Source organism: Alloalcanivorax balearicus MACL04 (assembly GCF_025532145.1).
Taxonomy (GTDB): domain Bacteria; phylum Pseudomonadota; class Gammaproteobacteria; order Pseudomonadales; family Alcanivoracaceae; genus Alloalcanivorax; species Alloalcanivorax balearicus.
The window spans coordinates 1-13362 of sequence record NZ_ARXS01000045.1; the positions used below are offsets into that span (position 1 = coordinate 1).

Sequence of the window (13362 nt, forward strand, 5' to 3'; positions counted from 1 at the left end):
CTACTGGCTGGTCGATGTCCCCCTGGCGGAATTCCACCAGTACCTCGCTGTCGACCCGGGGCAGGAAATTGCCGCCCCAGTTAGGGCCGGCCAGGGCTTCCGCCACCGGCACCCAGATACCGGAAGAATGGTCTCCCGGAGCATGGCCGGGGTGCTGCCCTCCGGTGTCGTCAAGGCTGCCGGGATTGGGCGCCGTACCGCGCTGCCAGGCGTATTGAATACGCACCTGGTGATCGCGGTTGCTGGTGACGGCATCGCCGGGCATGCCCACCACCCTCGCCACCAACGGCCCGCCCACGATGGGTTTGGGGCGGTATAGCGGCGCCACCGGGGTGGTTGCCGGCACCGCCAGGAAGGTGTTGCGGTACTGACCGGCCTTGAGGGTATCGTCGCCGAGCAGTTCGCCGGCGTGGGCCAGGTTGTTCACGGCGGCGTGTTCCACCGCCAGGGCCAGATAGGGCCCCTGGTCACAACGGGGGTGGCCGCTCAGGGTAAACGCCTCGCCGGCCGCGAGAGTGCGGGAGCGGCCCTCACCGCGGTGCACACGCCGCAATACCCGCAGCGCGTCGAGATGATGGCGGGCGCTTTGTTCCGCCTGATCGGCGCCGTCGAAGCGGGCATCCTGGCGGTGCCAGTAAACTTCCCGCACCGGCAGGCCATCCGGGTCGGCTTCCTCGGCACGGCCGGTAACGGTGCGCACCTTGCCGCTGTGCCAGCTGGCCACTTGCACCGCGTTGGGGGTCAGGCGGGTGCCGTCGGTGAAGCGGGTGATCGCGGCCCGGCCTTCTTCGGAAAGGTCGTTATGGAAATGCAGCGGCGCGGCGTCGGGGTGTCTGGCATGGCGATCAAAGATCACCAGGGTCACCGGCGCGCCGGAATTGCCCTCCCCCTCGTCCTGGCGATGCTCGAAACGCCAGGCCAGGGCACATTCGGCCATCAGCCGCCGCACGAAATGCCAGTCACTTTCCCGGTACTGGGTGATCATCGGCCGCCGCGGCAACGGGTCCATCAGGTCGAACCGCACCGCACCGTCGGGGTACTCCGCGAACACCTGCTCCAGCACGTCCCGAACGGTGCATTGGGGAAACACCAGGCTGTTGAGCCGCTGTTCCAGCCACCAGGTCCAGGGCGCCACAGTGAGCTCACAGCGAGGCAGGCCATCCATGTCGACGAAGTGGTGGCCGTCCACGCAGACACCGTGCCAGCGCCGCCAGCTGCCGTCGGTGCGGCGCAGGGACAAGGTCAGGGGCTGACCGATCAGGGCGTCGAGAAAGCCACCATCACGGCGATCGGAACCGGAGATGAAGCATTGCAACTGGAAGCGGTAGTCGCCGCAGAGTTCCTCGCGGCCACGGAAGCGCTCCACCACCAGACCGTCCACCGGGGCGTCCAGTTCGATCAGGCGCTGGTCTTGCAAAGGGTTGGCCAGAGAGGCCAATAGGTCGCGGGCGAGGGATTGGGCATCGATCATGGAAAGTCCTTTTCCAGGAGGCGGGTCCTGTCTTAGCCTCCCGCCGAATCCGCAGAGCATAGCAAGGCGGCCGAATGAGTCAACCCAACCGCCGTCGGGGTTAATAGCCGTTGACGGTGAGATCCACGGTGAAGTGCATGCCCTGGACCCGGCTCACTCCGGATTCGATGCGCCCATCGGGGTAGAGATCCAGCCAACGGTAGCCCGGATTGCATTGGTCCAGGGCGAAGTCGGCGCTGTGTGGTTTGAATTGAACGCAGGTGCTGGGCACCGCCAGCAAACGCACATTTTTGCGTCGGCTTTCGTATTCCTGATGAACATGCCCCCACAACACGGCCCGCACTTGGGGGTGCTGGTCAACGATGCGAAAAAAGGCGTCGGAATTGGCCACTTGCTGCTCATCGAGCCAGCGGCTGCCCATGGGCACCGGATGGTGATGCAGGCAAATCATCACATGGTGGTCACGACTCTCCAGCAGCGCTTGTTCCAGAAACGCCAGATCCCGCTCGAACAGCTCGCCGGGCACCTGACCGGGGATGGTGGAGTCGAGCATGATCACCCGCCAGCCGTCGACGGTGCCGACACAGGGGCTGACCCGGCCGGCCTCATCGGCAAGCATGGCGCGCATCGGGTGGGTTTCATCGTGGTTCCCTTCGAGCCAGTAGATCGGCACACCAAAGGCCCGCAGCGCCTGCTTGAGGCGCGTATAAGACGCCTCGGAGCCGTCCTGGGACAAATCCCCGGTCGCCAGGATCGCCCGCATATCCGGCTGCTCGGCGCGAACCAGACGAAGAACGGTCTCCAGACTGTGCTGCGTATTCAACCCCAGCATGGTGCTGGCCGGGTCGGCGAACAGGTGGAAGTCCGACAGTTGCACCACCCGAACGGGTGTTACCGGTTGCGACAAGGTACGCGCTCCCGCTGTTTGTAGTGATCCGTTTTACCCTCAAGCGCCGTGGCGCCCATCCCATGCGTCGCCGGCCTCTTCCCCAAGCGGCCGAACCACGCTTTCGGGAACTTATAACGCAACCATTACAGGATTGACCAGGAACCTGGTTCCGTTTCAGGAACCGGCCGCCGGCCATACCGGGGCGGCACTGCGTCCATGGTCGCTGACATGGGTCAGCCACTCACCGAGAAAGCGATTCCACTGCGCCTTTTCGTCGCGCTGATGCATGTCGGGGTTGGGATAGGGATAGCGAGCGCTGACGCGCCGGAACCTGCTGGCTTCGGTGACTTCCGCCACTCGCGCGTCGTGGTAGAGCCGCACGGTGAGGCGCTGCCCCGGCATGGTTTCGTGCAGCCCCTGATCCTCCAGTCGCAGGGTGGTGGTATAGGGAGCCCGTTCCAGCACCCGGATGTTCAGGGTGCGAGGCCGTTCGGCACCCAGCGACAGATCCAGGCTGTCCTGTTCACCCAGAGCCCGGATCAACGGCAAAAGGCGGGCATAGTTCGCCTCGCACTGCGCCATCAAATCACGAAAATTCAGGCGATAGCGGCGCGAGACAGTCATGAACGTGTCTCCTGAACAGTCATGAACGTCCCTCCTGAACAGTCATGAACGTGTCTCCTGAACGATCATCCCCGCCACTCCCGATCCAAAGCGTCCCGGTGTAACAGCAACCATTGCAGAGTGACCAGGGAGGCAGCGTTATCCACTCGTCCGCTTTCCAGCAACGCCGGGATCTCGGCTACCGGCAACGTTATCGCCAGGATGTCCTCGCCTTCCTCGGCGCAGCCATGGACACCGCCGGCACCGGCCAGATCAGCGCGGGCAACAAACAAATGCAGCCGCTCATTGGTGCCGCCAGGGCTGGGCATATAGCTGAGCACCGGACGCATCTCGCCGAGTTCGATGCCCGCCTCTTCCATCGCTTCGCGGCGCACCAGTTGCTCCACCGGCTCGCCCTCCTTGTCAGCGATACCAGCGATCATTTCCAGGCACCACGGGGTATCACGCCAGCCCAGGGCACCAACGCGGAACTGCTCCACCAGCAGGATCTCGCCACGCACCGGGTCATAGGGCAGCACCGCCGCGGCCGGCTGTCGCAGGAACACTTCACGGGTCAGCTCGGGGCCCCAATCGCCTTGATAGCGGCGATGACGCAGGGTCAGCCGGTCCACCTGAAAAAAACCTTTGAACGGGGTTTCCCGCTTCAGCACTTCCACATCGGCGGCGCTGAAGCGGGGGGCGCGGGAATTACTCATTGGCCTCATGATAAAGTTTGGAGCCCTGTTCAAGGAACTCGCGGGATTTTTCCTCCATGCCGGCACGGGCCTGATCGACCTGTGCCTGTCCATCGCCGTAGGTCTCGCGAACCTCCTGGCTGATCTTCATGGAGCAGAACTTCGGCCCGCACATGGAGCAGAAGTGGGCCACCTTGTGCGCCTGCTTCGGCATGGTCTCGTCATGGAAGGCCCGCGCCCGGTCCGGGTCCAGCCCCAGGTTGAACTGGTCTTCCCAGCGGAATTCGAAACGCGCCTTGGACAGCACGTTGTCACGCAGTTGGGCGCCCGGGTGCCCCTTGGCCAGGTCGGCGGCGTGGGCGGCGATCTTGTAGGCGATGATGCCTTCCTTAACGTCTTCCCGGTTGGGCAGCCCCAGGTGCTCCTTGGGCGTCACATAGCAGAGCATGGCGGTGCCAAACCAACCGATCATGGCGGCGCCGATGGCGCTGCTGATGTGATCGTAGCCTGGGGAAATATCCAGGGTCAGCGGCCCCAGGGTATAGAAGGGCGCCTCGTGGCAATGCTTGAGTTGCTCTTCCATGTTTTCCTTGATCATGTGCATGGGCACATGACCGGGACCTTCGATCATCACCTGGACGTCATGTTTCCAGGCGATCTTGGTCAGCTCACCCAGGGTACGCAGTTCCGAGAACTGGGCTTCGTCGTTGGCGTCGGCGATGGATCCGGGACGCAGACCATCACCGAGGCTGAAGGTCACGTCGTAGGCCTTCATGATCTCGCAGATGTCTTCAAAATGGGTGTAAAGGAAATTTTCCTCATGGTGCGCCAGACACCACTTGGCCATGATCGAGCCACCGCGGGAGACGATGCCGGTCACCCGGTTGGCGGTGAGCGGCACATAACGCAGCAACACGCCGGCGTGAATGGTGAAGTAATCCACGCCCTGCTCGGCCTGTTCGATCAGCGTGTCGCGGAAAATTTCCCAGGTCAGGTCCTCGGCAATACCGTTGACCTTCTCAAGCGCCTGATAAATCGGTACCGTGCCGATGGGCACCGGAGAGTTGCGCAGGATCCATTCCCGGGTTTCGTGAATGTTCTGCCCGGTGGAGAGATCCATCACGGTATCGCCGCCCCAGCGGGTGGCCCAGGTCATCTTCGCCACTTCCTCCTCGATGGACGAGGTCACCGCGGAGTTGCCGATGTTGGCATTGACCTTGGTGAGGAAGTTGCGGCCGATGATCATCGGCTCGATTTCCGGATGGTTGATATTGGCGGGGATCACGGCACGGCCGCGAGCGACTTCATCGCGGACGAATTCCGGGGTGATCTCGTCCGAAATGGCGGCGCCGAAACTGCGGCCCGGATGCTGCGCCACCGGCAAGCCGGCTTCGCGATGCTCGCGCAGGCGCTGGCTTTCGCGGATGGCGATGAATTCCATCTCCGGCGTGATGATGCCCTGGCGCGCGTAATGCATTTGCGAGACATTGGCGCCCTGGCGCGCGCGACGCGGCGCACGGATATGCGGGAAACGCAAACCGGCGGTGGCCACGTCGGCGGCGCGGCGGCGGCCGTAGTCGCTGGTCAGACCGTCAAGCCGTTCACTGTCACTGCGCTCCTCGATCCAGGCATCGCGCAATGGCGACAACCCCTGACGGATGTCGATACGCGCGTCAGGGTCAGTATAAGGACCGGAAGTGTCGTACACCGACAAGGGGGGATTCTGTTCCAGTTCCCCATTGGCCAGGGGGGTTGGATCCTGGCGGATTTCACGCATCGGCACGCGGATATCCGAGCGGCTGCCGGAGACATACACCTTCCGCGAACCCATGATGGGTTGGCAGGCCTCGTCGATGGCATTGGGTGCGGCATTACGTTGCTCGTCTGGCACGATCGGCCTCCAGGGCTACACAAACATGGGGGAGGCGAACACTATACGCAGCGACCCATTTACGGACAACCGAGGGCGCGACGAAGGGAGTGTCAATCCGTCTCGCTTGCTATTACCATACTGGCCAGTTCACCATTTCACCGTTACCTGTCGGTGGGGATCAAGCGCCAACCGTGCCGGGACAAATGCCCGGCACGGCTGGCAATGAGGAAGGAAACGCATATGAAGCGGAGCCCGCTGAAACCTCTGGCCCTGGCCATCACCCTGCTGTCCATGGGCGCCCAGGCCGCCGACCTGAACCAGGTCGCCAACGCCGCCTGGGATTACGACAGCACCTGGCGCGCCGAGCGGCAAACCTGGGAAGCGGAGCAGGAAACGCTGGTGCAGGGCCGGGCGGCGCTGCTTCCCACCATTGATGCCCGCTACGGCCGCTACCGCACCGACCGGGACATCGAGGAAGGCAATTTCAACCAGAAGTACGATTCGGAAGCCACCACGGTAACGCTGTCGCAGCCGTTGTTCCGGCTGGACGCCTGGTACGGCTTCAAGGAAGCCAAGGCCGTGGTCTCCACCGCCGAGGCCGAATTCCAGCAAGCGCGTCAGGACTTCGTGCTGCGGGTGGCCCAGGGCTACTTCGGCGTACTGCGGGCCTGGGACACCCTGGTGTCGGCCCAGGCCGAGGAAAAGGCCATCTCCCGGCAACTGGAGCAAACCAACGAGCGCTTCGAAGTGGGCCTGGTGCCGGCCACCGAAGTGGAAGAGGCGCAAGCCGCCTATGACCTGACCCGGGTGACGCTGATCGTCGCCGAGCAGGACTTCGCCATTGCCCGTGACCAGTTGGAAACCCTTACCGGTCAGCGCTGGGAAACGCTGGCGGAACTGCGCGAGCAGTTGCCGATGGAAGGGCCGCAACCGGCGGCGATGCAGGACTGGCTGGACAAAGCCTCGGTACAGAATCCCCAGGTGCTGGTGGCTCAGGGGAACGCCACGGCGGCCGGCTTCACCGCCGACCGTCAGTTCGGCGCGATGATGCCGCAGGTGGCTTTGGTGGGCAGCTACTCCCATACCCACACCTCTCCGCGAGGCGACAGCGCGGTGGGCACCACGTCTTCCGGCATTACCCCGGATAATCACGGCACGGAAGTGGGCATCGAAATTTCCATGCCGCTGTTCCGTGGCGGCGGCCTCAACAGCCAGCGCAAACAGGCCGCCCTGCGCGCCGATGCCGCCGATCAGCTGTACCAGCAGGCGATCCGCGATATTACCCAGCAAACCCGGACCTTCTACCGCACGGTGGAAGCCGACGCGCTGCGTGTGAGTGCCCGCAAGCAAGCGATCCGTTCCGCCCGCTCGGCCCTGGAAGCGACCCAGTCCGGTTACGAGGTAGGCACCCGCAACGTGGTCGACCTGCTCAACGCGCAACAAGCCTTGTACGGTGCGTTGCGAGACTACGCCAACGCCCGCTACGACTACATCCTCAACACCCTGAACCTGAAAGCCGCCACTGGCGAGCTGGATGTGGAGGATCTGGCGTCATTGAATGACTGGCTGTCCGGTCAGGAAAGTCTGGATCTCTACAATCCGGATCTGGAAGGCCAGAGCGAAGCGCAAATGGTAATCCCGCGCTGAAGCGCCCCACGGTTGGCGGCCACCACGGCCGCCGCCGCTTCCCCACGCCGACGACACTCATCGGCGTCGGCGAACAAAGCCGCTACCGCGCGGGCCAACGCATCGCCGTCCGCTACCAGTTCCAGGGCGCCGGCCTGATCCAGCAAATCGGCGATGGCGGTGAAATTATGCAGATGGGTTCCGCTCAGCACCGGTAACGACCAGGCCGCCGGTTCCAGCAAATTGTGGCCACCCACCGGCACCAGGGAGCCGCCCACGAACGCCACGTCGCTGACGCCGAACAGCATCAGTAATTCCCCCATGGTGTCCGCCAGGTAAACCTGCGTCTGCTCATCCACCGTATCGTGTCGACTGCGCCGGGCGACGCCGAAGCCGCGCCTGCGGGCCAGACCGGCCACCTCGTCAAAGCGCTCCGGGTGGCGCGGCACCAGCAACAGCAATGCTTGTGGTTGATCCGCCAGAATTTTGCGATGGGCGGCAAGCACCATTTCGTCCTCGCCGGGGTGGGTGCTGGCGGCGATCCACACCGGCCGTTGCACGAATCCGGCCCTCAATGTGGAAGCCGCCGTTTTCACCGGGTCGTCCAGGGTCAGGTCGAATTTGACGCTGCCGTTGACCTTGATCCGTTGCGGATCGGCGCCCAACTGGCGGAATCGTTCCGCCTCCGTCTCGGTCTGCACCGCCAGCACCTGGAAGCGGCCCAGCATCGGGCGCACCAGAGCGCCGAGCCTGGCGTAACCGCGATAGCTTTTCTCCGACAGCCGGCCATTCATCAGCATCAGTTTGGCGCCGCGGGCTTCGGCGGCGGCGCACAGATTCGGCCACAGCTCGGTCTCCAGCACGATCACCAGGCGCGGATCGAAGGCACGGAAAAAACGCCGATAGGCGCCGGGCAATTCCCACGGACAGTAGACATGAGTAACCCGGTCGCCGAACAACGCCCGCACCCGCTCCGAGCCGGTGGGCGTGGTGGTGGTCACGATCAATGGCGTTTCCGGGAAGCGCGCCAGCAGGGCTTCGATCAACGGCGCCGCCGCCAGGGTCTCCCCCACCGATACCGCGTGGATCCAAACGCTGTGTTTCAGCGTACCGGGGCGATATCCCAGAGCCATGCGCTCACGCCAGCGTTGCCGGTAGGCTGGCGCCCGCCGTCCCCGCCACCACAGACGCACGAACAGCAACGGCAGCAACAGATACCAAAGCAAGGTGTAGAAAAAACGCATAGAACGATCCAAACGGTGGCACGGGCGAGACGGTTGACCTTGAGGTCGCCGGCTATCATCCCCAGAGATGATCCACATCGGCATCCTTGACGGCGGCCTATGCTAGCATAGCCGCAACTTTTTCCGGCGGTGAGCCATGACTACCCAGACCCTAGAACCGGACGTTCTCATTTTCGGCGGCGGCGTCGCCGGCCTGTGGTTGATCAACCAATTGCAGAATCAGGGCTACCAATGCCTGCTGCTGGAAACCGGCACCCTGGGCGGGGCCCAGACCCTGGCCAGCCAGGGCATTATTCATGGCGGGCTCAAGTACGCCCTCGGCGGCGCCCTGTCCAACGAATCCGAGGCCATCGCCGGCATGCCGGAGCGCTGGCGCGCCGCCATGGGCGGCCAGGGTCCAGTGCCGCTGAATGGTCTTGATGTGCTCTCGGACACCCAGCATCTGTGGTCCGCCGGTTCCGTGGCCAGCCGCATGACCACCTTCTTCGCCAGTAAAATGCTGCGCGGCCGTATCGAGCGTTTGCGCCGCGGCGACTACCCTTCCGCTCTTGCCAACGCCCGTTTCAAAGGCCAGGTTTACCGGCTCGACGACCTGGTGGTGGATACCGAGAGCCTGCTCGATGTGCTGACCGCGCCGGTGCGGCCCCGCCTGTTGCGGGCGCCGGATTTAAACGGCCGGCTGACCTGGGATGAGCGGGGCATTCGCGAGGTGCGGCTCGATGGCGCCGTGATCCGACCGAAGTTGTCGGTGCTGGCCGCCGGCGAGGGGAACGCGGCCCTGCTGGACGGCGCCCACGCCCGGCATCTCTTCACCCAGGATGAGAGCCAGAGCCGGCCACTGAAAATGGTGCTGGTGCGCCACCGTCTCGGCCATTCGCTCTATGCTCACTGCGTCGGCGCCAGCAGCAAGCCACGCCTGACCGTCACCACCCACCCTCTGCCGGACGGCTCCCTGGTCTGGTATCTCGGTGGTGACCTGGCGGAACGGGGCGTGGAGCGCAGCGACGCCGAACAGATCGCCGCGGCCCGGACGGAACTCGACCAGTTGTTCCCCTGGCTGGACTTCAGCGGCGCCGATTGGGCCACCCTGGACGTAAGCCGGGCCGAGCCGCGCCAGAACAGCCTGGCCAAACCCGACAACGCCTATGCCCGCCGCGATGGCGACCTGATCCTGACCTGGCCCACCAAATTGACGCTGGCGCCGGATCTGGGCGATCGGGTTGAAGCCCTGATTCGCGACCACGGCCTGCAACCGGGCCCCGCCATGGCGCCGCCCGACAACCTGCCGCAGGCCCCTCTGGGGCAACCGTACTGGCACCACTGCTTCGCGCGGGAGAATCACTGATGGCGTTTCTGCGCCCGCTCGGCAACACCGGGCTGACCGTCAGCGCCCTCGGCCTCGGCACGGTGAAGATCGGCCGCGACCAGGGCGTGAAATACCCCAACGCCTTCACCATCCCCGATGACCAAGCGGTGCGTGAACTGCTGGCGCTGGCCCGGGAGTTGGACATCAATCTGATCGACACCGCGCCAGCTTACGGACGCAGCGAGGAACGGCTGGGACAGCTGCTGAGTGGCCGACAGGACTGGGTGATCGTTTCCAAGGTCGGCGAAGAGTTTGAGAATGGCGAGAGCCGTTTCGACTTTACCCCCGAGCACGCCATTGCCTCGGTGGAGCGCAGCTTGCGCCGGCTCAACACCGACTATCTGGATTGCGTGCTGATTCATTCCGACGGCAACGATCTGGAAGTGCTGCGTCAGGGCACGCTGGAAGCCCTGGCGGAGTTGAAGCGCAAGGGCCTGATCCGTGCCATCGGTGTTTCCACCAAGACCGTCGAAGGCGGGCTGGAAACCCTGCGGCGGGCGGACGTGGCCATGGTCACCTACAACCTGGCCCACGATGAGGAAAGACCGGTGATCGATTACGCCTCCGAACACGACAAAGGTATTTTGATCAAGAAGGCGTTCGCCAGTGGCCATCTTGATGCCGGCCACGCCGACCCGGTTCAAGCCAGTCTCGACCGGATCCTGGGCACACCGGGCGTCGGCGCCGTGATCGCCGGCACGGTCAACCCGAAACACCTGCGGGAAAACGTGGAGAAAGCCCGCAGGGCGGTGGGGGATCTCTGACGCTGGTATTCGTATTCGCCGCCAAGGCAGCTCCCACAGCGGCTTCGTAGCGATACTGCCGTGGGAGCTGCCTTGGCAGCGAATAGTCTCGAAAGGCGTGTCAGGCCGTCACCGGCTCCGCCTGCCGGTGTCTCTCCGCCACTTTTTCCCAGCGATAAACGGACTCGTCCAGGGAGCGGGTCTTCAGCCAGTAGCGCCAGGTGGAGTAAGGCCAGATCGCCACATTGCGGCCATCCGCCTGCTGATACCAACTGGAACAGCCGCCGCTCTGCCACACCGTGCCCTTGAGATCCTTCTGCAACCGGTCGTTGAAGGCGTCCATATCCGAGCGCTTCACGTCCAGATAGTCCACGCCGCGCCGCGCCACCGTGCTGATGGCGTCGACGATATAACGGGCCTGGCACTCGATCATGAAGATAATGGAGTTGTGGCCGAGCCCGGTGTTGGGGCCAACCATCTGGAACATATTCGGATAACCGGCCACGCTGACCCCCAGGTAGGCTTCGGAAGCGTTGCGCCAGTCGTCCTGCAGACGATGGCCCGGCAGCCCTGTGATCTCGAAATCCTTCATATAGATGCGCGGATCCACCACGAAGCCGGTACCGAGCACCAGGCAGTCCATCTCCCGCTCGCTACCGTCACTGAACACAATGCTGTGTTCCCGTATTTCCTTCACCCCTTCGGTGACCAGCTCCACGTTGGGCCGGTTGAAGGTAGGATAATAGCGATTGGAGATCATGATCCGCTTGCAGCCCAACCGATAGTTGGGCGTCAACTTGCGGGCGGTGTCCTTGTCCTTCACCTGATAGCGGATGAACTGCTTCACCAACGGTTCCAGCAGCGACGCCAGGCGCGGATGAAAGATCGGCAGTACCCGGGACTCGTTGCTCCAGTACAAGCGCGCCCGATGCAGTTTGCGCAACAGCGGGAAGCGACGGAACCAGTTCTTGTCCCGCTGTGAATAAGCCCTCTCATCACGGGGGACGATCCAGCCCGGGGTACGCTGCACCACGGTCAATTGATCCACCTTCGGCGCGATCTCCGGCACGTACTGAATGGCACTGGCGCCGGTGCCGACGGACACCACTTTTTTGCCACCGAGATCGTAGTCGTGATCCCACTGGGAAGAATGGAACACTTTGCCTTTGAAGTTTTCCAGCCCTGGGAACTCAGGTATGGACGGCACATGCAGCGGGCCGGTGGCCAGCACCCAATGCTGACAATCGACACGGGTGCCGTCGGTGAGCCGCAGCGTCCAGCGGGCTCTCTTTTCATCAAAGTGGGCCGCTCCCACCTCCGAGTTGAAGCGGATGTTGTCGTGGAGCCGGTGCTTGTCCGTGACTCGCAGTATGTAGTCCTGAATCTCCCGCCAGCCGCTGTAGCGGCGGGACCAATCCGGATTGCCTTCGAAGGAGTAGGAGTACATATGCGATTGCACATCACAGGCGGCACCGGGATAGGTATTGTCCCGCCAAGTGCCGCCCACCTCGGCGGCTTTTTCCAGCACCACGAAATCCTCGATCCCGGCCTCTCGCAGTTTGATCGCCATGCACAGGCCACCAAAACCACCGCCGACGATCGCCACCTTGGTGGTCAGCTCGCGAACGTCCAGATTCACCTTACTGTTCATATTGTTCTCCTGTTGGACACGCCATGCCCGCAGTCTAGCTTGGCGACCGTCGGCGGGAACGTGTTAGGCTGGTCTGGAAATTGATAATTCCGGCCACAACCCAGGCCCTAATCAGACATCCACCAGACACTTATGTCACAACGCTCCGTTCTTGCCCTGATGTACACCCTGGATCTGCTGGAGCAGCGCGGCATCCAGTGCGCGCCGGTGCTGGCACGGCACGGGCTGGACGCAGCCAGGTTGGATCCCAACGGTGAAATCGAGCGCGATCGGGAACTGCGATTACTGGCGGAACTGCTGCCCCTGGCGGAGGACCCGCAACTGGGCATGGAGATGGGGAAACGGTTCGGGCTGGCCGGCTACGGCCCGCTGACCATGCTGCTGATGACCAGTGCCAGCGCCTTCGAGGGCTTCCAGCTCGGCGTCCGCTATCAGTCCCTGACCTATCTCTACGGCGAGTTATCGCTGGTGCCGGGCACTGACACCACCGCCCTGATTCTGAAGCCGATTCCGCTGCCTGAGCCGGTGCGCCGCATTCTCATCGAGCGCGACATGGTCGGCACCTTCAAACTGGTCAACGATATCCAGACGCAACTGGGTCTGGACCTGACGCCGCGGGAAGTCTGGTTGCCGCTGCCCGAACCGGAGCACGCCGAACTTTATGAACAGTTTTTCCGCGCGCCGGTGAAGTACGACATGCCCTGGTGCCAGGCCACCATCAGCAACCGTGATCTGGCCCTGCCCCTGCCGGGCTACAACCGCACCGCCCATGAACTCTACCGCTCACAATGCGACGCCCTGCTGGCACGCCGCCAGAACCCCAGCGAGCAGTTGGCCGCCCGCGTCAGCGCCTATCTGGATTTGTTTCTGGAGGCTTTCCCCGGCGCCGCCGAAGTGGCCGTCACCTTCGATTTGCCGGAACGCACCCTGCGCCGCCGTCTCAGCGCCGAAGGCCGGCCGTTCCAGCAGCTTCTCGACGAAGTCCGCCTGAACAAGGCCCTGAATTACCTGGCGGACTCCAAACGCAGCGTCGAGGACATCGCCCGCCTGCTCGGCTACAGCGAACCCGCCGCCTTCATCCGCGCGTTCCAGCGCTGGACCGGGGAGACCCCGGCAAAACACAGAAAAAAAGCAGTTAACAGTGAATAAGGAATAGTTAACAGCGAACATCATGGACTGGCCCCATTTAAGTAGACACGGA

General features: G+C 63.5%; 11 protein-coding genes. 4 read left to right on the top strand and 7 right to left on the bottom strand.

The window, feature by feature from the left end:
* The 5 genes from MA04_RS21155 to thiC form a co-directional block, all read right to left on the bottom strand.
* Positions 1-1471 (bottom strand): type VI secretion system Vgr family protein (locus tag MA04_RS21155; protein ID WP_262462697.1); only part of this gene is annotated, 1471 nt, incomplete at its 3' end.
* Between the two features lie 100 nt (positions 1472-1571).
* Positions 1572-2378, bottom strand: coding sequence for a 3',5'-cyclic-AMP phosphodiesterase (cpdA, locus tag MA04_RS21160; protein ID WP_262462699.1), 807 nt, complete (start codon positions 2376-2378; stop codon positions 1572-1574).
* Between the two features lie 156 nt (positions 2379-2534).
* Positions 2535-2984: a DUF1249 domain-containing protein gene (locus tag MA04_RS21165; protein WP_055098905.1), complete on the bottom strand. Its 450-nt coding sequence runs from the start codon at positions 2982-2984 to the stop codon at positions 2535-2537.
* Positions 2985-3049: 65 nt separating this feature from the next.
* Positions 3050-3679, bottom strand: a complete 630-nt coding sequence (locus tag MA04_RS21170; RefSeq protein WP_262462702.1) for an NUDIX domain-containing protein — start codon at positions 3677-3679, stop codon at positions 3050-3052.
* Positions 3672-5549, bottom strand: a complete 1878-nt coding sequence (gene thiC, locus MA04_RS21175) for a phosphomethylpyrimidine synthase ThiC (protein ID WP_316252638.1) — start codon at positions 5547-5549, stop codon at positions 3672-3674. The genes MA04_RS21170 and thiC overlap by 8 nt, the downstream gene beginning before the upstream one ends.
* 222 nt (positions 5550-5771) lie before the next feature.
* Between thiC and MA04_RS21180 the strand changes: the two genes are divergently transcribed.
* On the top strand, positions 5772-7178 hold the full coding sequence (locus tag MA04_RS21180) for a TolC family outer membrane protein (protein ID WP_262462704.1): 1407 nt from the start codon (positions 5772-5774) through the stop codon (positions 7176-7178).
* Here the strand turns inward: MA04_RS21180 and waaA are convergent.
* Positions 7124-8401 carry a lipid IV(A) 3-deoxy-D-manno-octulosonic acid transferase gene (waaA, locus tag MA04_RS21185; RefSeq protein WP_262462707.1) on the bottom strand — a complete coding sequence of 426 codons (1278 nt, stop codon included), beginning with the start codon at positions 8399-8401 and terminating at the stop codon, positions 7124-7126. The two genes, MA04_RS21180 and waaA, sit on opposite strands and share 55 nt — an antisense overlap.
* A 136-nt stretch (positions 8402-8537) precedes the next feature.
* Between waaA and MA04_RS21190 the strand changes: the two genes are divergently transcribed.
* Positions 8538-9746, top strand: coding sequence for an FAD-dependent oxidoreductase (locus MA04_RS21190; RefSeq protein WP_097057557.1), 1209 nt, complete (start codon positions 8538-8540; stop codon positions 9744-9746).
* Complete coding sequence (locus MA04_RS21195) at positions 9746-10531, top strand: aldo/keto reductase (protein WP_262462710.1); 786 nt, start codon at positions 9746-9748, stop codon at positions 10529-10531. Before MA04_RS21190 ends, MA04_RS21195 begins: the two co-directional genes overlap by 1 nt.
* Positions 10532-10631: 100 nt before the next feature.
* Here the strand turns inward: MA04_RS21195 and MA04_RS21200 are convergent, their stop codons facing one another.
* Entirely contained in the window at positions 10632-12161 is a 1530-nt protein-coding gene (locus tag MA04_RS21200) for a flavin-containing monooxygenase (protein ID WP_262462712.1), read from the bottom strand.
* Between the two features lie 132 nt (positions 12162-12293).
* On the opposite strand from MA04_RS21200, the gene MA04_RS21205 reads away from it, so the two are divergent.
* Positions 12294-13310, top strand: coding sequence for an AraC family transcriptional regulator (locus MA04_RS21205; protein WP_262462714.1), 1017 nt, complete (start codon positions 12294-12296; stop codon positions 13308-13310).
* Positions 13311-13362: the final 52 nt, after the last annotated feature.